20 protein-coding genes and 2 tRNA genes are annotated in these 24,557 nt (G+C 41.4%); 13 read left to right on the top strand and 9 right to left on the bottom strand.

From position 1 onward, the window contains the following. Nucleotides 1-148 precede the first annotated feature (148 nt). Both AC5JL8_RS24845 and AC5JL8_RS24840 read left to right on the top strand, forming a co-directional pair. Complete coding sequence (locus AC5JL8_RS24845) at nt 149-2,455, top strand: peptidoglycan DD-metalloendopeptidase family protein (RefSeq protein ID WP_495882343.1); 2,307 nt, start codon at nt 149-151, stop codon at nt 2,453-2,455. A 178-nt stretch (nt 2,456-2,633) separates the two neighbouring features. Beyond that, a tRNA-Met gene (locus AC5JL8_RS24840) sits at nt 2,634-2,707 on the top strand. 139 nt (nt 2,708-2,846) lie between these two features. Here AC5JL8_RS24840 and AC5JL8_RS24835 read toward each other — a convergent pair. Beyond that, entirely contained in the window at nt 2,847-4,916 is a 2,070-nt protein-coding gene (locus tag AC5JL8_RS24835; protein WP_495882342.1) for an amylo-alpha-1,6-glucosidase, read from the bottom strand. Nucleotides 4,917-5,113: 197 nt separating this feature from the next. On the opposite strand from AC5JL8_RS24835, the gene AC5JL8_RS24830 reads away from it, so the two are divergent. The 3 genes from AC5JL8_RS24830 to AC5JL8_RS24820 all read left to right on the top strand — a co-directional run bounded on the left by AC5JL8_RS24830 (nt 5,114) and on the right by AC5JL8_RS24820 (nt 7,656). Next, entirely contained in the window at nt 5,114-5,725 is a 612-nt protein-coding gene (locus tag AC5JL8_RS24830) for a peroxiredoxin (RefSeq protein WP_495882341.1), read from the top strand. A 209-nt stretch (nt 5,726-5,934) separates the two neighbouring features. Next, nucleotides 5,935-6,471, top strand: coding sequence for a peroxiredoxin family protein (locus tag AC5JL8_RS24825; RefSeq protein WP_495882340.1), 537 nt, complete (start codon nt 5,935-5,937; stop codon nt 6,469-6,471). A 519-nt stretch (nt 6,472-6,990) separates the two neighbouring features. Then, a complete protein-coding gene (locus AC5JL8_RS24820) occupies nt 6,991-7,656 on the top strand; it encodes a glutathione S-transferase family protein (protein ID WP_495882339.1) in 666 nt (221 codons plus the stop codon). A gap of 66 nt (nt 7,657-7,722) precedes the next feature. Here the strand turns inward: AC5JL8_RS24820 and AC5JL8_RS24815 are convergent, their stop codons facing one another. From AC5JL8_RS24815 to AC5JL8_RS24795, 5 genes are all read right to left on the bottom strand, one after another. Then, entirely contained in the window at nt 7,723-8,715 is a 993-nt protein-coding gene (locus tag AC5JL8_RS24815; RefSeq protein WP_495882338.1) for a DnaJ C-terminal domain-containing protein, read from the bottom strand. Between the two features lie 121 nt (nt 8,716-8,836). Then, the gene (locus tag AC5JL8_RS24810) at nt 8,837-9,346 is read right to left on the bottom strand and encodes an AAA family ATPase (protein WP_495882337.1); all 510 of its coding nucleotides are present in this window, start codon (nt 9,344-9,346) and stop codon (nt 8,837-8,839) included. A 79-nt stretch (nt 9,347-9,425) separates the two neighbouring features. Beyond that, nucleotides 9,426-10,715, bottom strand: coding sequence for a glucose-1-phosphate adenylyltransferase (locus tag AC5JL8_RS24805; protein ID WP_495882336.1), 1,290 nt, complete (start codon nt 10,713-10,715; stop codon nt 9,426-9,428). 475 nt (nt 10,716-11,190) lie between these two features. Then, nucleotides 11,191-11,487: a hypothetical protein gene (locus AC5JL8_RS24800; protein ID WP_495882335.1), complete on the bottom strand. Its 297-nt coding sequence runs from the start codon at nt 11,485-11,487 to the stop codon at nt 11,191-11,193. A 149-nt stretch (nt 11,488-11,636) separates the two neighbouring features. Further along, complete coding sequence (locus AC5JL8_RS24795) at nt 11,637-13,637, bottom strand: pentapeptide repeat-containing protein (protein ID WP_495882334.1); 2,001 nt, start codon at nt 13,635-13,637, stop codon at nt 11,637-11,639. Between the two features lie 41 nt (nt 13,638-13,678). Between AC5JL8_RS24795 and AC5JL8_RS24790 the strand changes: the two genes are divergently transcribed. Next, on the top strand, nt 13,679-14,965 hold the full coding sequence (locus tag AC5JL8_RS24790) for a trypsin-like serine peptidase (RefSeq protein WP_495882333.1): 1,287 nt from the start codon (nt 13,679-13,681) through the stop codon (nt 14,963-14,965). Between the two features lie 19 nt (nt 14,966-14,984). Here the strand turns inward: AC5JL8_RS24790 and AC5JL8_RS24785 are convergent, their stop codons facing one another. Together AC5JL8_RS24785 and AC5JL8_RS24780 are read right to left on the bottom strand one after the other, a co-directional pair. Beyond that, on the bottom strand, nt 14,985-15,752 hold the full coding sequence (locus tag AC5JL8_RS24785; protein WP_495882332.1) for a CHAT domain-containing protein: 768 nt from the start codon (nt 15,750-15,752) through the stop codon (nt 14,985-14,987). A 236-nt stretch (nt 15,753-15,988) separates the two neighbouring features. Continuing rightward, a complete protein-coding gene (locus tag AC5JL8_RS24780; protein WP_495882331.1) occupies nt 15,989-17,716 on the bottom strand; it encodes a S8 family peptidase in 1,728 nt (575 codons plus the stop codon). A gap of 209 nt (nt 17,717-17,925) precedes the next feature. On the opposite strand from AC5JL8_RS24780, the gene AC5JL8_RS24775 reads away from it, so the two are divergent. Both AC5JL8_RS24775 and AC5JL8_RS24770 read left to right on the top strand, forming a co-directional pair. Next, complete coding sequence (locus AC5JL8_RS24775) at nt 17,926-18,105, top strand: hypothetical protein (RefSeq protein ID WP_495882330.1); 180 nt, start codon at nt 17,926-17,928, stop codon at nt 18,103-18,105. Nucleotides 18,106-18,332: 227 nt separating this feature from the next. Beyond that, nucleotides 18,333-19,796 (top strand): glycoside hydrolase family 13 protein, encoded by a 1,464-nt coding sequence (locus tag AC5JL8_RS24770; RefSeq protein ID WP_495882329.1) that lies wholly within the window; start codon nt 18,333-18,335, stop codon nt 19,794-19,796. A gap of 393 nt (nt 19,797-20,189) precedes the next feature. Here AC5JL8_RS24770 and AC5JL8_RS24765 read toward each other — a convergent pair whose 3' ends face one another. Continuing rightward, a complete protein-coding gene (locus tag AC5JL8_RS24765) occupies nt 20,190-20,618 on the bottom strand; it encodes a fasciclin domain-containing protein (RefSeq protein WP_495882328.1) in 429 nt (142 codons plus the stop codon). Between the two features lie 158 nt (nt 20,619-20,776). Between AC5JL8_RS24765 and AC5JL8_RS24760 the strand changes: the two genes are divergently transcribed. From AC5JL8_RS24760 to AC5JL8_RS24740, 5 genes are all read left to right on the top strand, one after another. Continuing rightward, nucleotides 20,777-21,013 carry a DNA-directed RNA polymerase subunit omega gene (locus AC5JL8_RS24760; protein WP_042341339.1) on the top strand — a complete coding sequence of 79 codons (237 nt, stop codon included), beginning with the start codon at nt 20,777-20,779 and terminating at the stop codon, nt 21,011-21,013. 230 nt (nt 21,014-21,243) lie between these two features. Then, nucleotides 21,244-21,720, top strand: a complete 477-nt coding sequence (locus tag AC5JL8_RS24755; RefSeq protein ID WP_495882363.1) for a hypothetical protein — start codon at nt 21,244-21,246, stop codon at nt 21,718-21,720. A gap of 56 nt (nt 21,721-21,776) precedes the next feature. Then, the gene (locus AC5JL8_RS24750) at nt 21,777-22,142 is read left to right on the top strand and encodes a DUF1818 family protein (protein WP_495882327.1); all 366 of its coding nucleotides are present in this window, start codon (nt 21,777-21,779) and stop codon (nt 22,140-22,142) included. A gap of 50 nt (nt 22,143-22,192) precedes the next feature. Beyond that, nucleotides 22,193-22,266, top strand: a tRNA-Pro gene (locus AC5JL8_RS24745). Between the two features lie 928 nt (nt 22,267-23,194). Continuing rightward, nucleotides 23,195-23,461, top strand: coding sequence for a hypothetical protein (locus tag AC5JL8_RS24740; protein ID WP_495882326.1), 267 nt, complete (start codon nt 23,195-23,197; stop codon nt 23,459-23,461). The last annotated feature ends 1,096 nt before the right edge of the window (nt 23,462-24,557 follow it).

The raw sequence follows: 24,557 nt of genomic DNA, 5'->3' as shown, positions 1-24,557 counted from the left end.
CTAAATCAGAGAAGCAGGTTAATCTTGCGTAAGTATCTCTGGTGGGTGTGATCTTGATCTATCTTTCGATGTGATCTAAATCATTGACTAGTATCAGACTGAAAAATATCGAGGTCAGTTAAGCGCTAGTGATCATAGGAGGTCGTCTTTGAAACGAGCATTGAAAAAGAGAGTAAAGGCTGTGCTGAAAAATACCCCCAGCAGCGATGGTGTCCCGGTAGAACAGTTAAACATTGTTAATTCAAAAAATAACCACCGGGTGCGGACAAAAGCCGCCATGATTGGCTTGGCAATCTCAATGGGAGCAACCAGTCTTTTGGTGACTCGACAAAGCGATCAAGCCCAAGCAGCGGCTCCTGTAGGCAGCCAAAAGGCAGCCTCAACAATTCCTGCTGCTCCTGACACCGAGATGAAATTTGTCCCCGCAAAGCTGGAGACCAAAACCGTCTTATCAGCAAGTTTGCCGGAAAATGCTGTCATAGTCGAACCAACAGCAATTTCACAGGTGCCTGGGCTTGAAGCTCAATTGCAGGTTGCGGCAAAAGGAATGCCCATGCAAATTGCTGCATCACAAGCATCTGCCAGAGCAACAGCAATTAATAAAATGCCCGTCTACCAGCAGCCTCAAGTTTTATCGGGCCGGCAAACAGCCAACCAGCTGGGAATAGTACAGCAACTCTCTAGTGCTAATGGTGTTGTTGGTAGTCCAATTACATCCTCCACACAAATAACAACAGAGGATACAGCTGCCAGCAGTGAAGTTAATGCTCAACTGAAGGCGCAACAAGAGTTTGCATTGAATCGCTTACAAGAGAAATCGAACCGTTTAAGAAAGAGTCTGGCGGAGTTGCGGTCTGGGGAGACCAAAAAGTTATCACAAGCTAGCATTGAGTTGGCACAGCCGATAGCGGCAGTTGAGAAAGTGCCACAAATCAACACAAGCGACGCTGTAACAGAGCAGTCGTCAACACTCACTGATACTAACAAAACTAGCCTGATATCGAAGTTAAAACAGGCAAAGGTTGCTAGTGCGCCTTTAGTGCCCTCTACACCAGTGACACTAAAAGTTGCCCCACCCTCGGCTGCTGTTGCCTACGAAGTTAAACCTGGAGATACATTAGCAGCGATCGCAAATAATTACGGTACTTCTATCTCAGAATTAGCCAAGGCAAATCATCTTAGCAATCCTAATCAACTGCAAATCAGCCAAAAACTGATAATTCCATCTGCTGGGGTTGAGCGCAGCATTGCAAGTGCGTCCGCTTCAGCAATTAACCCCTCTGTGGTGCAGACAAATGCTACTCCCAAGGTAGTTATATCTTCTGTCAATACAGCTAGCAGCGATTTAAATCTACCTGCTGCGTCACAGTTACCAGTCGTTACTAACAACATTGTTGCTGTGCCGACCCCAGTAACTACGATCGCTCAGATTCCAGAAAATACCGCAATTCCAGAAAATACTGCGATCGCTCCAGAAACAGCCCCCAGTTCCCCTGGCTCTTATGGTGTAGGTGGTGAAACTCCGGTACCACAAGTTATTCGAGATAGCGAGTTAAATCAACAACCGCAAAAGCTAGCAAGCACCAAAAATAATGAGCGTCTTCAGGGGCTACAAGCAGAAATTCAGAGATTGCGGGAAAAATACCGTGCCCAACAAGCCGGTGTAGTTATACCAGTCGCTACTGAAAGCAATAAGGCTGCGGTTCCGCTTACTGTGCCTAATCCGAACAATTTTGCGGTGACTAGCCCTACTTCTCCACGAAATGCAGTACAAATTCCCGTGCCTTCACCTATTGGGATCACTAACTTTAGCTCCCAACCGATGAAGCCCCTATACCGTGCAACTCAACCTACCAAAGAGCCAGTAAACCCAGAATTTTTATCTAACCAAGCCCCTGGTCGCAATATATCTGGCGCTAGGTTGGCAACTCCTCCTATCGGTGTCAATGCTTCTGACTCTTTAGGAAAGATGCGAGGAACTGTAGTCTCTCCAGGGTTACCACCTTTGGCAGCAGTAGATCAATACTTGCCCAAACCGCTCGACGAAACCATACCTCCCCCATCTAACTCATCCGTAGCTTATATTTGGCCAGCAAAAGGTGTCCTTACCTCAGGCTATGGCCGGCGCTGGGGCAGAATGCACAAGGGAATTGATGTTGCTAACTCCGTTGGCACCCCAATATATGCTTCTGCTGACGGTGTGGTAGAAAAGGCTGGTTGGAACAATGGTGGCTACGGCATCCTTGTGGATATCCGCCATCCTGATGGCAGTATGACTCGCTATGGTCATAACAGCAAGATTCTAGTGCAAGCAGGCCAACAGGTACGTCAAGGAGAAACAATTGCGCTTATGGGTAGCACTGGCTTCAGCACTGGCCCACACACCCATTTTGAAATCCATGCAGCAGGCAAGGGTGCAGTTAATCCTATCGCTTTGTTGGCGAACCGCGTCTAATTTCTGCCTGTTTAGAATCCAATTTTTCCTTGTTGGTGGAGGGAGCCAAACTCCCTCTTTTGCTTGTTATCCTAATAAGAGGTGGGTCTTCTCTCAACCTCAAATTAAAAATTTATTGCCAGCTAGACTAGCAATGACAAAAGTTTTATGATATAGTTAGAAACGTTGAATAAAAAATGGCTCAGTAGCTCAGTTGGTTAGAGCACGGGACTCATAAGCCTGGGGTCGTCTGTTCAAGTCAGACCTGAGCCACTTAAAAAAGTATTAATTTGTAAAAGTTCAGCCTACGGTCGTCATTTAATGACCATAAGCCTTTTTTTATGTAAATGCATTAGTCCAGTTGCGACCTGATCCAATTAAAAGTTTTTGAGTTGGTATTTAGAACTTAAAACTAAGGCTTGGGTAAATGGCGGATAATTTCAGCAACTGAGCAAGCTTGGGCGATCGCCCCTCTAGGTGTGTGAGGCTCATCGCCATCAAAAATTTCTGAGATAGAGCCAAGACAAGCGTCAAAGCGGAAGTGATCGAGCAAGGGTTGCCAATCAAAGGGCAGTGCTTCTGTTGGGTAAAAACGTTGCCAAGCGCGGATAAATGGCCCAATTAGCCAACTCCAAACAGTGCCTTGGTGGTAAGCGCGATCGCGATCCTCTGGGTTGCCAAGGTATTTACCTAGATACTTTGGATCGGCTGGATCAAGAGTGCGAAGTCCGTAGGGGGTGAGCAGCCTAGAAGTTGCCACCTTCAGTACCTGGTTTGCTTGTTGTTGAGAAAACCCACAGTGGTGTAGCGATAGTGCTAAAACTGCATTGGGACGAATCTGGGAATTGCGGCGATCATCTGGCTCAATAGTGTCGTACAAGTAGCAGAGCTTGGGATTCCAGAACTTTTGCAAAGAAGCTTTTACCTGTTGTGCTTGCTGGGCATAACGCTGTGCCTGCTTATTCAGACGTACCGAAGAACTGCCACACTGAAGCTGACTTAAACGTTCTGCCCACTGGCTGATCCAACATAGAGCGGAATACCACAGAGCATTAATTTCAACTGGCTTACCGCGACGGGGGGTAACAGGTTGCCCTCCAACAACCACATCCATCCAGGTTAGGGCAACACCAACAGCATCCCAACTAACCAGCCCATCAGTAGCATCAACTTGGATATTGTAGCGTGTACCACCTACAAACGCTTTGTAGATTTGCTGCACTATTGGAAATTGCTCTGCCAAAAACTGCCAGTCCTGGGTAGCCTCTAAGTAAATTCCTAAAGTTTCAATCCACCATAGAGATGCATCGATACTGTTGTAAAAAGGTTCGCTGCCAACATCAGGAAAAGCATTAGGAATTAAACCGTGGCGACAGTAATGCCCAAAAGTTTGCAGCAGTCCTTTGGCTAGCTCAAAGCGTTGTGGGACTAGTGCCAACCCTGGTAGAGAAATCAAAGTATCGCGCCCAGAATCATTGAACCAGTGATAACCAGCAATCAGTGTGGGTCCAGCAATTGAGGCGCGATAGACGATAAACTGATCGCTGGCGCGTAGTAGTTGCTGCCAAATCGCAGGGATCGCTTCGCTTTGTGGTTGGGAAAATTTTACCTCAGTAGTCCCTCCTTGACCCCATCCAAAAATTTGAGATAGCCTTTCTTGCTCTATTTCCACCGCTTCGACAAAGGTTTCACAGCTAAGGGGATCTTGTTGGGGATCAGGAAAACCCACTCGTGCTTCTAGAGTTACTGTATCTCCTGGTTGGAGAGTAACTGTCAAGTAACCAGGGCTATAAAGGTCTTCATGGTCGCCTAATCCCCGTTGCGTTTCCTTTGGCAATCCATAATTCCAGTACCACACTGCATCTGGTTGATAATCTCCTTTTGTCCAGCGCAAATGCCAAAGTGTGCCAAAGCGTCCAGCCATTATTGCTTGTAAGCAAACTTGCTGGGGCAAGAGTATTTGTGAAAAGTGTAATTCTGGACTGGCAGTTTGCTGGTGGTGAAAGTCGCGCTCGCCAATCAGCAGTCGTAGCCTTAAAATAGCTACATCCTTACCCTCATAGCGATATTGAATTAAGAGGCGATGGCAAAACTGGGCACAGGAGAGTAGAGATTTTAATTCTCCCCTGCTTTCCTTCTCCAACAACCCATAGGGCATAATTAATTGTCTGCTTAACTGCCAGTTATCCGCACCCCAAATCCACTTTGGAACTGGGTTAATATCAAAAGAGCGCAGCAGTGCGTAACCAGTAGGCTCAATCCGGCCAACACTCCAGTAATTTGTTCCTAGTGCAACAACGTTCCCTACTACTTCTAGGCTAGCTTCCAAATGGGAAAACAGCAGGTTACGTTCAGAAGGTGGGTTTGTAGCAGCAAACAACCAACCGTGATAAGTGCGCGTGCGTACATCAGAAAACGTACCACTGGCAAAACTGCCCAATCCATTAGTCAGTAACCATTCTCTTGTATCTAAATTAGCCATTTGCTACTCAAAATCGTTATGACTATGATATAGTCGTAACAGATCGTAATTAAACTGTGAGACAGCCCTTAAGGAAGGGTTAGCCCGACCTAGGGGACTGTGTTCCCCGAAGGGTGACAGCGTGGACGGGTGAGTTTTACCTGACCCGAATTCCAACGCTAGTAGAGACGTATATAAGTTGAAGGAGAATAGAGTTCATGTCCCTCACTTACGGAACGGAAGGATGCCTCCGCGTTGGTCAACAGGCTCCAGATTTTACAGCAACAGCTGTAGTGGATCAAGAATTTAAGACAGTTAAGCTTTCCGACTATCGTGGTAAGTATGTTGTCCTATTTTTTTATCCCTTAGACTTTACCTTTGTTTGCCCCACCGAAATCACAGCATTTAGCGATCGCTACGAAGAATTCAAAAAAGTTAATACGGAAATTCTTGGTGTTTCCGTTGATAGCGAGTTCTCTCACCTAGCTTGGATTCAAACCGATCGCAAATCTGGTGGCGTCGGCGACCTGAATTATCCCTTAGTTTCTGACATAAAAAAAGAGGTGAGCGCAGCTTACAACGTCCTTGACCCAGCAGCAGGTATTGCTTTGCGTGGTCTGTTCATCATTGATAAAGATGGTGTCATCCAGCACGCAACTATCAACAACCTAGCGTTTGGTCGTAGCGTTGATGAAACCCTGCGGACATTGCAAGCCATTCAGTATGTTCAGTCTCACCCAGACGAAGTTTGCCCTGCTGGTTGGCAACCAGGCGATCAGACAATGGTTCCCGACCCAGTGAAGTCCAAAGTTTACTTCTCTGCTGTCTAGATTTCGGTAGCTTTTAACTCCAATAAACTGTATTGGAGTTAAAAGCAAAATCAATACAAACCACAGATAAACCACACAGAACAGAGAAGTTTAAGCGGCGCAAGCCGTCGCTCAAAACTTTGATAAAACACAGATATACATTAATCAATGTCAAATTAGTGTCTATCTGTGTTTTTATTGTTTTATAGTTTAATAATTATGGATAAAATATGCTAACTTCAACTGATTTTAGTGGCTTATTTAATGAGCGCTTTTTCCGCAATTTTCTGCCAGTTCCCGCAACAGATAAGTTCAGGATAGGGATAGGAACAACAGATTTTCAACTTCCAGATATAACTAATGGTACTGTAGTTAAACTATCAAATTATAGAGGCAAACAACCGATATTACTTGCCTTTACTCGCATATTTACCGAAAAACAGTATTGCCCCTTTTGCTATCCTCATATCAAAGATTTGAATGAAAATTACGAACAATTTAAAAATTGTGGCATAGAAGTTTTGATGATTACTAGCACCGACGAAAGGCAAAGTCAAATAGTTGTCAGAGACTTAGGCTTAAAAATGCCCTTACTCAGCGACCCCGGTTGCCGCGTATTTCGTACCTATAAAGTAGGACAAGCATTAGGAGCGCCCCTACCAGCGCAATTTGTATTAGATAAAGATGGCAAACTCTGCTATAGACATCTCTTTTCATTCATCGATCATAATGCCAGCATAGAAACGCTCTTAAAACAATTTAATTGAGTTAAAAGACAACAATGTTTACTAAATTACCAGGTTATCTGCTTTAGAGAAATTAACAAGTAAATTTTAATTTACTTGTTGAATATTTTGTTATAAATGTAAAATTAAATAAAATTTGTATAGGATTAATATTAATCTTTATAATTGACTTTTAGCAAAAATACAAATAATACCAAAATTAACCACAGATAAACACAGATAAACACCGATATTTATCTGTGACCATCCGTGTTTATCTGTGCTTTTATATCCAAATCACAGACTTATTTAAGAGGCTTAATATAGGTATGGTGGGCAGTGCCCACCATACAGGGCTTAAAACTTTCACAAATGATTTATTAGGATGCCTATAGCAAGTGTTTAGTAACGGCTTGCAAATTAAATATAAACAGCTTATCAGACTGAGCTACCAACTTTTAGATATAGGCAGGAGTAGGAAAATTAAACCAATAAAGTAATACAATAAAAGCGAGGAAGTGAAAAAGCTTACCCTACAAGTAAAAACTGTTAGGTTTAGCCATGCTCAAATTGTATCACCACCTGATTTCTGCAAACTCCCGTCGCGTGTGGATTGCATTACTAGAAAAAGAATTGGAATTTGAACTGATAGAGATGAAGCTGGATGGCGATCAGTTTAAACCAGAATTTTTAGCGATCAATCCCTTCCATCACATTCCAGTGTTAGTTGATGATGACTTTAGCGTAGTGGAATCCTTGGCTATTCTTGACTACTTAGAGGCAAAGTATCCCAAGCCTAATTTGTTACCAACAGCAGAGAAAGCCATAGCAACCGTGCGGATGGTGGAAATGGTGACAATTAATGAATTAATGCCTGCCATAAACCCATTGTTTCGGCAAATGATTGGCTTGAGCGATAACGATCCGCAGCAGATAGAGCAGGCAAAGCAAAAATCAGCAACCGTACTAGCTTTTTTTGAGAAATTAATTGGCGATCGCCCATACTTTGGTAGTGAGCAATTAACTTATGCCGATATCGTTGCTGGTAGTACTATTCCCTGGCTTCCGCAAATGGGGTTGGCTCTAGAAGACTATCCCCAACTCCAAACTTGGTGCGATCGCTTAATGCAACGTCCATCCTGGCAAACTACCCAACCTAGCCCAGAGGCAATTGAAGCCTTTAAGTCGCGGATGAGAGCTTTAATGACGCAAAATCAATCCCAATGAGCCATGAGATGACTTTGCGCCGCCAATACCAATTCGCCCTTAACATTCTTCAGGCGAGGTCTGATTTTATAGCTTGACCTGCTGCAAATGACTGCGGGGATTATATGTACGTATAGCCCGAATTTTTTCATAATATTCCCGCTCTTGCTGGCTGAGGTCTTTTGCTGGGACAATTGCCACCTTCACCAACTGATCGCCACGTCCACCCTTGGCTAAAGGCCAACCTTTGCCACGTAAACGCAGAGATTGGCCAGAACGCACTCCCGCCGGTAACTTGACGTTAACCAAACCATCGGGTGTTGGAACATCGATAGATGCTCCTAAAGTAGCTTCATCTGGGGTGATTGGTACTTCACAAACAAGATTATCGCCTTCAAACTGAAAGAAAGAATGGGGCTGAAGTTCTACCTTTAAGTACAAATCGCCTCGTTGTTGGGTCATAGGGTTGAATTGACCTTTGCCCCGTACACGCAGGCGAGTACCTGGTTTCGCACCAGCAGGGATACGGACATCTATCGTTTCGTTACCCAAGCTGAAGCGCTTTTGGACACCAGCAAAAGCTTCTCCAAAAGTCAAGGTGATCGCAGCTTCGCTGTCCTGGGTCGCGCCTGCACCCGTACCTACATCTTGAAAGCCAAAATCATTAAAACCACCAAAACCACCAGGTCTACCTGTGGAAGTGCGAGAAGAATAACTTTGGCGGCTACTACGAGGGCCAGCACCACCAAATAACTCATTCAAGAAGTCATTAAAACTCCCATATTGGCTGAAGTCAAACCCGCTCATATCCACACCAGCGCCACCGGATGGGAAGCCTTCACCAACTTGTTTCCAGTATTGACCATACTGGTCATATTTTTTGCGTTTGTCTGGATCTGACAAAACCTCGTAGGCTTCGTTCACTTCTTTAAAGCGTGCTTCTGCCTGTTTATTATTTGGGTTAACATCGGGGTGAAACTTGCGGGCTAATTTACGAAAAGCTTGTTTAATTTCTTCTGGACTGGCAGTTTTACTAACTCCCAAAATTGCGTAATAGTCTTTGAAGTCGGTTGCAGCCATCTACCAGCCTCCTCTAAAAATTCCTGTTATGTTCTTTTTCTAAGATGTGAGATCTCTTCTTTGCCAGGTATAATGCCAAGCAAATAAAGTCTGATTTTAAATTAACAAACATTACAGAAAATCAAGTGGGGTTCTCGCTCACAATCCGAGTGCAATTTCCGTACTCCTGCGATTCTGAAAAGCGAATTAGGCAGTCTAGACCTTCTTCCAAGCTTGGAGGGGCATCCCGGAGTTGGCGATGCATACGCCAGATAACATCTTCAGGAACCTGGCGACTACGCCGTTTATTGCGTGTCAAACATAGCCAAACTGGGGTATTCGCCCAAATTCCAGTAATGTGGGTAAAGCCTAAATCGCGGGCTAGGGTGATAATCTCACGGCGATGACGGCGCTGGACGTTGGTAGCGTCGTAAATTGCTGTCTTACCTGCGGCGAGGACTTGTTGTAATTCCTCCTGAATTGCCCGCCAGATCAGCAGCCACGGGCCTTGAATTGCTTCATTGCCAAACAGTTGCCCCCGAATGACATCAGTAGAAATTACCTGCATCTGGGGACATTCTGCTTGCAATTTTTTAGCTAAAGTTGTTTTGCCACTGCCCGGAAGACCAATTAGTAACAACAGTTGCGGCATTTGTCCTATCGTGTGCCAAGCAGTTGGTGCGTTTATGTCATTAGTTTTTAACTAATAACTGTTAACTAATGACTAATGGCTAAATGACAGTACCGTGGGGGATGACAGCATTTTTCAGCACAACAATAATGCCGCTGCGAATGTAAAAACCTTGACCTTCGCGCTCTGCTTCTTGCACGTTGTCTTTATTGATAATTTTCACACCATGACCGATTTGAGCATTTTTATCGATGATCGCACGACGAATGATGCTATCTGTACCAATGCCTACAGGAATATCACCTTTTTCAACGCTACAGTGACGTTCTACAGAGTCTTGGTAAAAATCGGCACCCATAAGTAGAGAATCTTCGATGATCGTACCAGATTCAACCCGCGATCGCACTCCTAAAACCGAATGTTCAATGCGGCAATTTTTCAGAATACAACCTTCGCCAATCATCGATTGTCTGATTTGACAATCTTGTAATTTACTCGGAGGTAAATAACGAGCGCGGGTATAAATTGGTGCGTGTTCATCGTAGAAGCTAAAGGGCGGTACGGGTTGGTGTGTCAGTGCTAAATTGGCTTCATAAAAAGCTTCAATGGTTCCAATATCTTCCCAGTAGCCATCAAATAAGTAGGCTTGAACGTTGTGATCTTTTGCAGAGTCAGGAATAATTTCTTTACCAAAATCAGTCCGTTCTATAGATTCTTTCAACAATTTGATCAAAACATCTCTTTTAAATACATAAATCCCCATTGAGGCGATGTAGGGTTGGAGTTTGGCTTGTTCTGCGTTCAATCCGAGTATGGAAGTATCGACGCGCATTGCTTTTAAAGCATCGCCTTTAGGTTTTTCGCTAAAGTCAACTACCCTACCGGAGTCATCAATTTTCATTAAGCCAAAATCTGAGGCCCGGCGCTCATCTATGGGAATAACTGAGAGAGTAATATCAGCACCCGTCTCTCGATGACGCTGCACAAACTCGCGGTAATCCATACGGTAGAGGTGGTCGCCGGAGAGGATCAGATATTCCTCAGCGTCCCATTCTTCTAACAACCAAATGTACTGACGCACAGCATCAGCTGTACCCTGGAACCAGTTCGGGTTTTCTGGCGTTTGCTGTGCAGCTAGCACTTCTACAAACCCTTCACTAAAGCCACTAAAGTTATATGTACGAGCGATATGGCGATTCAGGGAAGCTGAGTTGAATTGTGTCAGGACATAAATTTTAAATATTTCTGAGTTTATGCAGTTACTGACAGGGATATCGATTAGACGGTACTTTCCAGCCACTGGTACTGCTGGTTTAGCACGTAGTTTAGTTAGCGGATAAAGGCGAGTACCTGCGCCACCACCAAGAATAATTGCTAAAACTTTTTTCACAAGATGTCTCCCGACTGCCTTTCAACTCTCACCTTCAGTTTAGGACTGTATGTGGCAGCTGATAAGGGGGGAGCGCAGATTCTAATTAGTAAATTTTACAGAATACTGCTGGTGATCAATAGTGCTGCCAACAACTCCCACATCAAAAACTATGTGTCGATTGACACGTAACAAATACAGGCGATCGCTACACTAGTTTTATAACTCTGCAATCTATAAATACAATTCTTTGCTGATTTTAAAAAACCAGTAAATTTTAACTCAGTGACAGCTACCGTAACTCTTGTTTTATAAATAACATGAAAACTACTTATAGTTTGCAAATGATTTTCAAAGAATAATTGTCTAAAATTTGTTCACAAGACTTATCTTTACTCGCTGTGAACTCTGGCGTATAGTCTTAAGCTCTTTGGTTCCTTGGTAACAGAGTCAGGTAGATTCTGCTTACCCTAGAGTGGCGATCGCCACATTTAAATTAAACGCCCAATCTCCCAGGAGTTCGCATTCTATTAACTAAATGCAATTTCTGCGACAACTTGAGAAACTGCACCCAAGGTTCCTCAGACAGCTGAGAAATGCCATTTGCTGAAAGTGTTGCAGTGAAAACATCCTTTCCAGGCGCGACGCCATCAACGCCTAAATTTTCCAAAACAGCAATTGCAGAACCTGAAACAGGTTCGGTATGGATAAAAACTACCAAACTCGACACTTCTGGGTCTTGTACATTATTCAGCGCCATAGCAAGAGCGGCGTCTAGCTTCTGATAATTCATAAGCAATTCCTGAGTAATCAGGGTAGGCTATCTCTTAACCCACCCTATCACCAACCTATCAAATTTATAGGTTTTTACTACCTATCCTTGTACAGACGTAATATACACATTTCTACGTCTAATTACAGATTTGTTGCCGAAACTACTTTCTAGATAAGTTGGGAGTGTGCTTCTCGGATAGCTGATGCGATCGCACTTTCTGGCATTGCATTAGCAATTTGTTGTCCTTGTTGCACAAAAAACTGTTTGAAAAACTTGTCTTTTCTAGCCTCAGTCAAAATCACTTGCTTAATTAGTTCTATTTGTTCATTGCTAGAAGTAGCGACACTCTGTCTTTGGAATTGTTCTAAAAGGCTTTTAACTAGGTGTAATGATTGTATTGGTTCGCTGCTATTAGCAACAAAACTGCGAATTTTACTAGCAGCTTCGTCATAATTAATTTCTCCAGAACCAGCTAAGTTTGTAATTGTACTACCTGTAATAAAAAAACTATTACCAAAAGGTCTTTTACTAGATTCTTTTAAGGCTCCTGCTTGATCTGCGGCAATATCTAAAAGCTTGTTAATTTGTGGTTCTTTGACAGCCATTAAGCCTTTCATCATATCATAAATTTCTCCAACCCTTTGTTCAACATCTTGTCGGAGAACACCTTGTTTATGAGTTACTTTAACAACCCAAAGGTCACCACGTTGTTCAACTCCCTTGAGTTCTAAACCTAAACCGTCATCCTCTAATTGAAATTTACGGAAAGTAAAGCTTAAAGCCCGCCAATTTACGCCTTCTTTGAAAACTAATTCTACTGCTTCTTCTACTTCTTGGAATAGAGCTTCAAATTCTCCTTCTTCAAAATTACGTCCTATAGGATATTGTTCTATTGGCTCTCCTTTATTATCTAATTTGCGGTAATAATAATCACATTTGACCTTAGCAAAACAAGTCTGACTATTGATATTCCAATCTTGAATACAAATTCCAGTCAAATTAGCTCCAGTAAAATCCGCTCCTGTAAGCTGAGTACGAATTAAAATACTGCCGCGCAAATCAGCATCTTGTAAATTTGCGCCTTTGAGATTAGTTTCTATTAACTTGAAATGCCTCATATCTGCATTTTGCAAATATGCTCCTTGCAAGTTTATTCTGCTAAAGTTTATGTCTTTACAAACTCCATCAGTTAACAGCTTTTGTACTTTGTAGTTAGTTAAGTCTAGATAGCGATTGTCTATTCTAGCTTTATCTAATCCCTTAACTTCCTTTAAACAAGTCCGGTAAAAATTCTTTGCTCGGAAATCAGTATTTGCTAACTGAGAACCAGTAAAATCAATATCACTTAAATCTAAATTATAAAATGATGTACCGCCCCATGAACCAACTGCGATCGCCCAAGAATGCAAAAACTCGAAATGACCGGAATATTTGTTACTAAATTTTGTTGCTATTAAGCTAATAATCCCAAAGCAAAATCCAGAAAAAATACCGCCTAAGATACTAGCGATTCTAACAAAAAGGCTTTGCTCTTCAACTTTACTATCTACTCCTCCTGATAAATATAAAACTACAGTAGCAATCACCGCAATTATAATTATAAATACAGCCGCACCGATTCGGAAATGATTAGATTGGTTTTTAGCAAAGCTTGTAGAAATGACAGCAATAGCGAAACTACCTGTTAGAAAAATAAAAATTGTAAAAATCATTCCTACTAAGCAAGCAGCCAAGTGTTGAATACTATGATCGACTAATGGAGAAATGCGTATTGTAATAGTTGGCAATAAATTCAATAATGCTAATACATCTGTGACTATTAATGTAATTAGAAAAAATTCTATAGCAACTTTTAAACCTTGGGCGATGCCTTGACGGATACTGGTAAATATCCAAGCAATAATTATTATGAACATTGAAAAAAGTTCTATTTTTCCTGGTTCATTTGGTAAAGATATATAAAAAAAATACCAGCTACCAAAAAAACTAGATACAATACCTGAAATAGAAGATAGTATAAGTATTGTAAAAAGCAAACAAAGTTTTATTAAGATTGTTTGTCCAGCAATAAGATTATGTAGTTCTGGTTGTAAAGATTCTTGAAATATACGCCAACCTTTGATATTTTGTCCCTGTTTAATACGGTAGGGTAAGCGATTAGATTGCATTGCAAATTCACCAATTAATTTGATAATTATTTAAATTAGATATGAGCATTACTATAACTTCCTCTCGTCAGAGATTATTATATAATTGGTTTTTGCCGCCAATTTTCCGAGAAAGACTAAATTTAAGTGCAATTCCGTTTCCAGCCAAACAAGACGCTGTTCTTGATTTGATTGATGACTCCGATTTAGTAGAAATTATTAACTCACGATTTGAGATCAACCCTTCGTCGCGTATTAGTGCAGTTTTTGGTCAACCAGACTTTCTCCCGTTTTCTTTTCTAGAGTTAGGGGTAAGACGAGGCGCTGCTGTATGCCGACTAGTGCGAGAATTTTCGGAACAAGCTAGAGTTGAGCTAGTTGAGAAAATTGACGCTCTTGAAAATGAACTGAAAAATAGTCAAAAGGCTATTTTATCTCAGGAAGATATAGAAGAAATATTCTCATTTTCTGAAAAAGAGCCAGATTCTATTCAACAATTTTTTGATGGAATTGATACAAATCATTCATCAGATGCGCTTAAAGATCCAGAACGTTTCAAAAAATTACTACCTATTCCCATCGCTACAGGGTTTTTAGTTGGAAGCAGCTACTTACTAACCAATCATCATGTGCTTCCAAATGAAGAAGTATGCGCTGAAGTAATAGCTCAATTTGGTTATGACCAAGACGGTCTTGGACGAAAAATTCCTCCAATAGAATACAAACTCGATCTAGATCCTGAAACAGGTTTTTTTGAAACTAACGAAGAATTGGATTATACCCTAGTTAAGTTACAAGACAGGCCTAAAGACAGTAATTTATCTATCTTAGGTAGAGCAGGCGATCGCTTTGGCTGGATTACATTAGATGAGAACAGTACAAACATTGCTCCACCTATAGATGATAAAAGGTTGATAGAACTCCAAAAAATAGGAGTTCAGCAAAATGTTCCCCAAGGCAAATTGGCACAAGGAGAACCAGTTAACATCATTCAACATCCAAAAGGAAAGCGTAAGCAAGTCATTCTTTCTAGTAATAGAGTTATCGATATTTATAAGAAATTTATCAGATATGAAGCTGATGCTGATTTTAGTTCATCAGGTAGCCCAGTATTTAATCAACAATGGCAATTAGTAGCATTACACAATTCAGCAGTAGCGAATATCAAAACTGATTCAACCATTGAAATAGTGGCAGAACAAGGTGTGAGAGCTTGTGAAATTGTTAAAGATTTACAACAAAAAAGTTCTAATTCGACAAAGATTAAAAACTTCATCGATATTTTTGTTGATACAAAAGAAAAAGAGGCTGAAAATAAGTCTACTACTCAGGCTGTTCAAGCTTACTGAGTGTATCTAAATTAGACTTTCACTTTTGTTTAGGAGCTTCATTATAGTTAATTTGCCCTGAGCCAGTGAGGTAGGTGATGCTGCTGTTAGTGATATGAAATTCATTGCTTGTAGTTTGGACTGGTTGAGTAGCAGCAGAGTTAGTTCCTAATGTAGATTCGTTTACGGCTGACGAATGCTCTTTAGCTAAATGGGGTTGAGCAACTATTTCACTGAGATTAGGCTTCTTGATGAGAATTGGAGTTAGTTGTTCTGGAATACCTGTCATCTGAATGGCATTACAGCCATATTTGTAAGCAAACTCAACAGGTTTCCCTGCTGCTATAGCATCATAAAAAGCTACAGCAAATTCAATTGCTGCCTTATCTCCAATTTCCCTACTCATACCAATAACATAGTTAATGTGTTGAGCGATCGCCTCTGCTTGAACCTGCGAATAGCAAGCATTAAGAATTACACACTCCACTTGATTAGCGAATAACTCAAATAGTCCTGCTAATCCTTCAGCATTTACAAATTTCTCTCGCCCTGCATCATCCTCAAATACTAATCCTTCATTCCCTGCTCCATGCCCGGAAAAATGTACAATCTGCGGTTCAAAATTCAATATTGCTCGTCGAACGTCTCTAGGGCGTACTGCCCACTTCTGTTCTAAGACAAAGCGATCGCGGTTTCTGGCAAGCTGTAGTCCTGTATCTATTTCCCGCAGTTCTTCATCAAGCCGCAAACGTACAGTGTCTTTTGGATTAGCTGCTAGAAATAAAATTTTGTTAACTTGAATGTCCATATTAATTAACAGTATGGGATAGCTACTCTTGTTCAGCAGTATAACTTTGTCTTAACATCATGGCTTTATCATCTATAGCAGTCTTAAATCATTCGTGGATAACAAGATCCCTGACTTATTTGAAAAGTCAGGGATCTAAGCCTCTCAATTTTTACAAATCAATAGGATTGCTATATCGAGTATCAACTGGTACGCCTACAAATTTGGTGGATTTCTCTAATTCGAGATGGCTATAATTACAGATTTGCTGCATTAATTACGCCAAAACCCCATTTGTGATCAAATGTTCCAGTCGGTTTGTTGGGAATGGAACTATTTTTACGCAGCAAATCTTTCACAGCAACTGGGTCTAGCTTCGGATCGCGCTGCAACAACAGTGCTACTAAACCAGTAACAAATGGTGTCGCCATACTCGTACCAGCCATGGCCACAAACTTAGAATTCACCATCATCGAGCGATCAAAATTGGCATTGGCGGAAAGGGTAGAAACAATCATCGCTCCTGGTGCGGCGACATCTGGCTTTTGAGCATCATTCCGCAATGGCCCTTCACTACTGAACTCAGACATATCGTCCAAATCCAAGCCCATTTCTCGCACTTGGTTATCAATATCTGTATATTTTACTTTCGTAGTGTAAGCAGCAACTGTAATGGCACTGCTAGCAGTTCCCGGTGCGCCTATCTTCACTGCATCCTTGACACTTTTACCTGTAAAAAACACCGATGAGCGATCATCAAGTGCCCACACGTCTAAACGTGTTTCAGTTGAAGAAGCGTTACGTACCCGTAACTGCCAAATACCTCCCATAACAGGCGAGGGGCCATTACCACGAATTTGCACGAAGAAATTATGGTCACCGTTAGCTGGATCTGGCCCTGGTGTCACTACTTCTACTCGTGCATCTGGTAACTGATAATTTTGGGCGGGATTGCTGTTAGCAATAATTTTTTGGAAAGGTGTAACGAAACCGTTAGGACTCCGCAACGATATTTCTAACTGACTGTCACGAGCATACCAACCGTTTAACCATACTATGCCTACTTGATTTAAAGGGACATTAAAGCGCATACCACGGGTTTTATTGGATGGGATGGTTGCTTGACCATGAATATTATCGTTGCCCTCGTTGCCTGCTGCACAGCAAACAATTCTTCCTGGCCCAGATTCAGCATCAATAATTTTTGACAAAGAATCACTACCATCGTGGGCATCGGCGTGTCCACCTAAGCTGAGATTGACGACTGCTGGCCGTTCTAACTCTCCGGCTACTCGGAAAACGTAGCGGACAGCATCAGCAATGTGGGCGTCCTGTAAGTCTGATTTAACAACGACCAATTCTGCCTCTGGTGCTACACCTCCATAAGTCGCATCTGCACCAGCAGCAATGCCGGCAACATGAGTGCCATGACCGTTAGTGTCTTGAGAAACTGTCAGTTGTTCTCCGGTGAATTCTGCTCCATAACCCCCCTCTCGAACACCCGGCCCTGGAAGGGTTTGATCCCAAATACGTAAAATGCGTCCAGCAAAGGCGGGGTGTTTTGGATCAATGCCACTGTCTACAATGCCGATAACTACGTCTTTGCCAGTTAATCCAGTTTTGGTCTTAAAATGTGGCAGTTGCACTTTACCTGGAGCAACATCCATCCGTAAATTGAGTTTACGCGATGGTTTAATGCGCTGGATGGCTTCTTCTTCCGATAAGGCATCTAAACCCTGGATGGGTAAGAAAGCTGTCCGTACGCTTCCAGAGTTTTGATTGATTTCAATTCCGTATTGTTCTAAATAACTTAAGTCTGCATCAGAGTCGCAGTAAATAAAAACTATGCTCTTAGTTGGCTTGACAGCACTTTTATGGGCTATTAAACCCAGCGATCGCTTATGTGTAGTTAAAGCCTCTTCTCCTTCATTTTGATAGTCTTGATATGCCAACAGCAACCCAGGAGAAAGTTTATCGTGTCTCATCTTTTCCTCCACGTCTATGTGTTTTCCTGAAAATAAAGTATTGATTTTAGCAGCACATATTGCTTTAGTACGAATACCACTAAAGTATTTTTTTAGCTTTTATTCTTGATTTTGGCTATAGACCTCTATTGTTTTTATAGTTAACACAGATCAATATTAGGGAGCGCAGAATAACTCATAACTTTATTACTAATTAATAACTAATCTTCATGTCTCGTGCTTTTTATAAGGAATTTTCAGTAATCCATCCAATAAATGTGAGTGAGCAATCAAACTTAGTAATCACAACAGTTAAAGCCATTTTTGATTACAATTGGCTAGACAACGCTCCTGCAAGTAACTTGTTTATTTATCCAGCGTTTATATTAGCTATTACGGAAAAAAGTTAAATATAGAAAAATTAAGAGTTGTTAATTATTTAGTAACTACTTAAATAAGCAATAAATCATACATAAATATAAGCGTGGTCAAACAAGTGACTACTGGTAACATTTGTGTCAAAAAAAATAATTACTGACTATTGACTAATAAAAATTGAGAGATTTCTATCACAAGTGAGTAGCGCAAATAACCCAGTATTTGCAACGATCGCTCCTGAAGTCATCAAGAGTAATTCATGCAGATTCAAACACCAGACTGGGTTAAGCACGCTGTTTTCTACCAAATATTTCCAGACCGCTTTGCCAGAAGCAAACAGCCTCACAAACGCCTATTGCATGAGGCCCGTTGGGAAGATTGGGAATCTATGCCAACACTCCAAGGTTACAAAGGCGGCGATTTGTGGGGCATCATAGAGGGATTAGACTACATCCAGGATTTAGGGATTAACGCTATCTACTTCACACCCATCTTTCAATCTGCCAGTAATCATCGCTATCATACCCACGATTATTATCAGGTTGACCCACTGTTGGGAGGTAATGAAGCTTTTAAGGAATTGCTAGACGCAGCCCATCAACGGAATATTAAAGTTGTGTTAGATGGAGTGTTTAACCACTCCAGCCGCGGCTTTTTCTTTTTCCACGACGTTTTAGAAAATGGCCCACATTCGCCTTGGGTGAATTGGTTCAAAGTTGAGGGTTGGCCGCTTTCACCTTATAACGGTGAATTTCCTGCCAATTATGAAGGTTGGGCAGGAAATCGTGCCTTGCCAGTATTTAATCATGACAACCCAGAAGTACGGGAGTACATTATGGAAATTGCCGAATATTGGATTAAATTCGGCATCGACGGTTGGCGGTTAGATGTACCATTTGAAATTAAAACTCCTGGTTTTTGGCAAGAGTTTCGCGATCGCGTTAAAGCAATTAATCCTGAAGCTTACATTGTGGGGGAAGTGTGGGGAGATTCCCGCGAGTGGCTAGATGGAACTCAATTTGACGGCGTGATGAACTATTTATTTGCCGGGCCAACAATAGCTTTTGCCGCAGGCGATCGCGTAGTCTTAGAACAAGTCCAAAGCCGTGACTATAAACCCTACCCGCCCTTATTTGCTGCTGAGTACGCCAGCCAAATCCAAGAAGTATTACAACTGTATCCTTGGGAAATTCAGCTTACCCAATTAAATTTGCTAGCAAGTCACGATACAGCAAGGTTAATGACTATTTCTGGAGGCGATAAAGCCAGTGTAGAATTAGCAACTCTACTACTGCTTACATTTCCCGGTGCGCCCAGTATTTACTATGGTGATGAAGTCGGTTTACCCGGTGCGATAGATCCAGACTCGCGTCGTGGCTTTCCTTTAGAAGCTAGTTGGGATCAAGAAATCCTCCAGACTCACCGCGAATTAATTGCTCTTCGCCATACTTACTCGTCTTTGCGTATAGGTGATTACCAAGTTCTCTATGCTCAAGGGGAACTTTACGTTTTTGCCAGAACTTTAGGGACAGAGGAATTAATTATTGCTGTTAACGCTGGTACAGCATCGACAAAAGCGAATATTGCTATTACCAGTTTGCGTACTCAGCCCTACAATCTTGTATATGGCACTGCTGAGATTGCATGGCATGAAAATGGAGAAACTCAGCACCTTTCCTTGTCTCTTCTCCCACGTACTGGTTGCATTCTGAGTGTTAGCTAATACTTCAAATTCGTCGAAGCTCTAATTTCAACAAATCATTAATGAAAAATGGGGATTGACTTTTTCACAATTCCCCATTTCTATTACCCGTTCCTGAGACAAAACTGCATCTTTACGTGTCCCTATCACCGCGTCTTTGGGGTTTTTTGAGGCTGCGAATTACGCAACTTCAAGGCACATTAGGGACTTCCAGAGAATAAATTAGCCAATTTATTCATACTAAGTTGCGTTCAGAGGTAGTAATCTTTCGTTAGGGGAGATTGCTTCGCTCCACTTTGTTTCGCTCGCAATGACAGTTGCTACTTTTGATTGCAACTTGGTATCAAATGATATTTTTCTTTCTCCCCCTGCTCCCTGCTCTCTACACTTTTTAATTGGAAGTCCCTTAGCCGATCACGAACTCCTACCGCCAGCAACCATTGCAGGTATCAACACCGCATCAATAACATGAATCACCCCATTGTCCGCCAAAATATCAGTTGTCAGGACATTGGCATCATTCACCTTAATTGCACCATCAGCAGACTCAATTGCTAAGATTGACCCCTCAAGAGTCTCTGCTTCCTCAATCTGTGCCAAGTCATCAGACCTGACATCCCCAGGAGCGACATGATACGTCACAATCTTCTTAAGTTTAGGAATGTCTTGCAGTAGCGAATCTAAACTTCCCTCTGGCAGCTTGGCAAAGGCTTCGTCAGTAGGTGCAAAGATTGTAAGAGAACCAGGACTCTTAAGAATTTCTGTGAGTCCCGCAGCTTCAACAGCCTTCACCAAAGTGTTGAAATTTCCTGCATTGATAGCAGTTTCCACAAGATCAGCCATGAGGTTAGGTTACTTTATTAACTTACTGTTACAACCTACTTATAAAATGATAAAAATCTATCAACCTCTATCAACAGAGAGGTTAACAACGATTTAGTACACAACAACAGCTTGATCAGTGCTGCTAAACTGGAGAATGACCCCAAGAACCACTAACTATGCTAAAGCGTTCTAAGTTCGAGACAACTCAGTCTCAGATTATGCACCGTGCTGAAGATTTGATTAGTGCAGCCTCAAATCGCTACCGCATTACGGTTCAGGTGGCAAACCGTGCCAAGCGTCGCCGTTACGAAGACTTTGAAAGTGCAGAAGATGCAATGATGAAGCCAGTACTTAGGGCAATTATTGAAATGTCTGATGAACTGACTCAGCCAGAGATTATTGGCGAAATATAAATATAGTGCTGAGATGAAAGTGCTGGGTTAGCGAAGTTTGCCTGGGGGGAAACCCTCCTTGCAACTTCTCGCTGAGTACAAAATGTAGTCGCATTCCACTTTCATCACAGAATATTTACTTTATGGATAATAAAAAACTTTTGTCTTGGCCGATTCTGCGATTTATAGTTTTAAAGTTTAAGTTACTACTGAGAACTCACAACTGGACACTGCCAATTACCTTAATGGTGATGGGTGTAATTGTTTTGGGTTCAGGAGTAGGAAAGTCAACACATAAAAGTTTTTTGGCAAGTTTTCTAGGTATCCAACCTGCCATAGCTCAGAGAGTAAGTCCTAGCGATGTTTGGCAGCAAGTGTATCAGCAGTTGCCCGACTTCCCAAAGGAAAATAAATATATCAGTAAAGAAACTGGGAAAGTTGCTGAAAATAATACCTTGGCAAGTCGCTTGATTCGTTATCACATTTATGTGAAAGAGCGTGCGCCCAACTATCGTTTAGATTGGAAGTTGACTTTGGCTGATTACCTGGATGCGAACGAAATTATGTATGACATGACGTATCCGGGGAATGATGCATTACGAGAAAATCCTATAGAAGGCGATCGCGCTGCCATAAAACGCCTCAGCCGCAGTCAAAGAGATGCCGTAGTGCAAGTTTTGACCAATATCTTCACTCCTTCCCCAAACACTACAACTACCCCACAATAACCTCAAATAGACAGTTATCAGTTATCGTAATCACTGTTGAGTGTTTATCACTAATTATGGAGCGTGTTGTTAAAAGCGGCTCTGGTTGGCGTATTGGCTGGAACCCTAATGCAGCTGAATTTAAAGGTTTATTGGGTACAGATGATTGGGCGATCGAGTTAACAGAAGCTGAGTTGAACGATTTCTGCCGTCTTTTGGCGCAGCTAGCAGACACAATGAAACAACTGGCGGCTGAATTGATGGATGAAGAGAAAATTGCTTGTGAAGCTGAAAGCGATTTATTATGGATGGAAGTTGAAGGCTATCCTCATGCCTACAGTCTGCGCTTTATCCTCAACACAGGGCGATGTGCAGAAGGTAGATGGAATAATTCTGCTGTTCCAGGTTTGCAGCAAGCTGCTGGGATGCTTAAAGTTTTCTAAAATTGCCTCTTGATTATCCTATAAATTGTTGCTACTATAATAATTCTGACCGGGGCGTAGCGCAGCTTGGTAGCGCGCCACTTTGGGGTAGTGGAGGTCGTGGGTTCAAATCCCGCCGCTCCGATTGATAAAATCCCTAATCCTGCTAGTTTTGATAGAAGACTGGCAGGTTTTTTGATAGAAAGTTTTTGCTCTAATTCCTTACTAATTTCCACTAAAACTGGTACAAATTGGTACGGTCAATGAAAGCTCAAAACAAAGTCCAGAAGGTAACTGTAGTTATTCAGGAGCATGAAGGACGCATTAGACTTAGATGGTCTTATGCAGGTAGACGTTTCTCCCTAGCTCTTGGTTTACCCAAAATAAGATCAATCGGAAAGCTGCACAAATTGAGTTAGATATAACCACAGGTCAATTTGACCCTACCCTCGCTAAATACAAACCCCAACCCCTTAAAGAATTTAAAGAACTTAAAATCACTGTCATAAATTTATTTAATGATTTTAGGGACTACAAAAGTAAAGTCTTATATAAGTACTTAAACATAACTAAGTAATTTGTTTCCTTGTGGGAGAGGGGGATAGAGGCATATTTTAAGTAGGTACAGAAGCTCTCCCTTCGGTTGAGAATCGTAAAGAAGCTGAAAATTTATATTTATTCTGAGGAATTCTCTGAAGGCCATTTAAATTATCATCGCTTAATTTATAAGCATAGGTACAAGAAATAAATAGGAATAAATTGCTAAGTTATTGGGGGAATTTATGTCTAATGATGATGCGAAAGCAATAGCAGGTATTATTACGATAATATCTATCTTCGTTATCAGACTAATGATAGCTAATGCTGGGAATCAACCTTCAGAACCAACTCTGGTCGATAGAATTAGAAACGAGGGCCCAGGTTCTCACTATCGTTAATGAAATTCATAACCACATTGGGTTGGACTTTTAACTTCAAAGCAAACCATCCTTCAGATTAGTATTAATCCTTTGATTACAGCCTTAAGCAGACTTACATAGAATCTCGTAGGCTAAAGATGAAATCTAGGCTTTATGGAAATACTTTTAGGAAAACTTTTAATAATTGTTGTATTTATTGCACTTGGCTGTGTAACTCTAGGCGCTAGTAAAATCTTATCAATCTTGCCTCTCGAAGTAAGATATGTTATTTGGCTTGTTCCATTTCTAAGCGGTATTTATACCTGTACACAGCTATTAGTAGCAGGCCACTTTATTGCTCTCATTATTTCAGGCTTAATTACCTTTATGATTGCAAAGTCATATCACAAGATAGTAGAAAAGGGAACTCTATTTGATTAATGGTCTCAATTAACTCAGACAGATTTACACAAAATCTGATAGGCTAAGATAATTTCCTTAGCCTTATCCTCATTTTGGGTGTATCCGGGAGAGGGGAGGGCTGAGGAGGTGCTACCCATTTAAAAAACAAAAACCGACATTCAGTTAAGAATCTCGGCTAAAAAGATATGGTAGTACTTTGTTAAATTCCGATAAATTGGTTTCTAGATTCAAGAAGGTGGTTAACCGCCCATTCTTTTCTCTAGTTAATATCAGCAAAGGGGGGTAATTTACTCCTACTAACCTAGCTAGGTTCATTACTACGTCAGAATAGTCTTAATCAGGATAGTCCTTGTCGTATTCAGTATCTAATATCAAATAACTTAAAACGCTCATTAAAGCGGAGGTATTCTTATTAGGTGATTCTTTGGTTTGCATCTTTGCCACCTATTTCAACTGTGTAAAAATAATCCCATACGGACAGTGATCACCGCTACGTAATAAATACCAATATTTAAATGTTTGGTAAAAATTATATCTGCGTAAATTACTTAAACAGTGTCCTCCTCCCTATCCCGCGATCGCAGCCAGCACAATCCCTTCTATTTTGACATTACTACTGTAACTGTATTTATAGGTTGCAATCCTTGAAGTATAGCCATCCTTCTCAAATTATGAGATGTCTAGTTTAGAACTTCATCTCATCCCAAGTTGTTATCAAAGGTAGTATCTGTCATTGCGAGCGGAACGCAGTCAAGGGAAGCAATCTCATGAAACCCAAGGTACTACAACAGACCGCAATTTAGTATCAATTATGGCAGGAGAGATTGGTTATTCAATTTATAAATTGACTAAAAAATAGCAAAACAAAACCTCAGAAGGGCTTAACTTCTGAGGTAGTAACCATTTTATTAGGAGAAAAAATCATGGTCTTAATGTTACCTGTTTTATCCACGAAAGAAACAGTAAAACTACGGGAAGATTACCCAAGTATTGAACATCTATAAGCAGGGAATACCGCAAGTTGATTGCAAGAACGCTAAGACTAATTGTTAAGCAGACATTTTCTCCATTGATAATCCTTACAGATATTAAGGGAATACTGAGATAAACAACT

The sequence above is a fragment of the Mojavia sp. genome (assembly GCF_059505145.1).
This window is presented reverse-complemented; position numbering and strand designations above follow the sequence as displayed.

Coding starts and splice junctions, on each gene's coding strand:
- AC5JL8_RS24750 (WP_495882327.1), top strand. CDS start 21,777: ATGGAGCGTGTTGTTAAAAGCGGCTCTGGTTGGCGTATTGGCTGGAAC.
- AC5JL8_RS24790 (WP_495882333.1), top strand. CDS start 13,679: ATGAGCATTACTATAACTTCCTCTCGTCAGAGATTATTATATAATTGG.
- AC5JL8_RS24830 (WP_495882341.1), top strand. CDS start 5,114: ATGTCCCTCACTTACGGAACGGAAGGATGCCTCCGCGTTGGTCAACAG.
- AC5JL8_RS24755 (WP_495882363.1), top strand. CDS start 21,244: ATGGGTGTAATTGTTTTGGGTTCAGGAGTAGGAAAGTCAACACATAAA.
- AC5JL8_RS24835 (WP_495882342.1), bottom strand. CDS start 4,916: ATGGCTAATTTAGATACAAGAGAATGGTTACTGACTAATGGATTGGGC.
- AC5JL8_RS24760 (WP_042341339.1), top strand. CDS start 20,777: ATGCTAAAGCGTTCTAAGTTCGAGACAACTCAGTCTCAGATTATGCAC.
- AC5JL8_RS24765 (WP_495882328.1), bottom strand. CDS start 20,618: ATGGCTGATCTTGTGGAAACTGCTATCAATGCAGGAAATTTCAACACT.
- AC5JL8_RS24815 (WP_495882338.1), bottom strand. CDS start 8,715: ATGGCTGCAACCGACTTCAAAGACTATTACGCAATTTTGGGAGTTAGT.
- AC5JL8_RS24810 (WP_495882337.1), bottom strand. CDS start 9,346: ATGCCGCAACTGTTGTTACTAATTGGTCTTCCGGGCAGTGGCAAAACA.
- AC5JL8_RS24785 (WP_495882332.1), bottom strand. CDS start 15,752: ATGGACATTCAAGTTAACAAAATTTTATTTCTAGCAGCTAATCCAAAA.
- AC5JL8_RS24775 (WP_495882330.1), top strand. CDS start 17,926: ATGTCTCGTGCTTTTTATAAGGAATTTTCAGTAATCCATCCAATAAAT.
- AC5JL8_RS24780 (WP_495882331.1), bottom strand. CDS start 17,716: ATGAGACACGATAAACTTTCTCCTGGGTTGCTGTTGGCATATCAAGAC.
- AC5JL8_RS24770 (WP_495882329.1), top strand. CDS start 18,333: ATGCAGATTCAAACACCAGACTGGGTTAAGCACGCTGTTTTCTACCAA.
- AC5JL8_RS24820 (WP_495882339.1), top strand. CDS start 6,991: ATGCTCAAATTGTATCACCACCTGATTTCTGCAAACTCCCGTCGCGTG.
- AC5JL8_RS24795 (WP_495882334.1), bottom strand. CDS start 13,637: ATGCAATCTAATCGCTTACCCTACCGTATTAAACAGGGACAAAATATC.
- AC5JL8_RS24800 (WP_495882335.1), bottom strand. CDS start 11,487: ATGAATTATCAGAAGCTAGACGCCGCTCTTGCTATGGCGCTGAATAAT.
- AC5JL8_RS24825 (WP_495882340.1), top strand. CDS start 5,935: ATGCTAACTTCAACTGATTTTAGTGGCTTATTTAATGAGCGCTTTTTC.
- AC5JL8_RS24740 (WP_495882326.1), top strand. CDS start 23,195: ATGGAAATACTTTTAGGAAAACTTTTAATAATTGTTGTATTTATTGCA.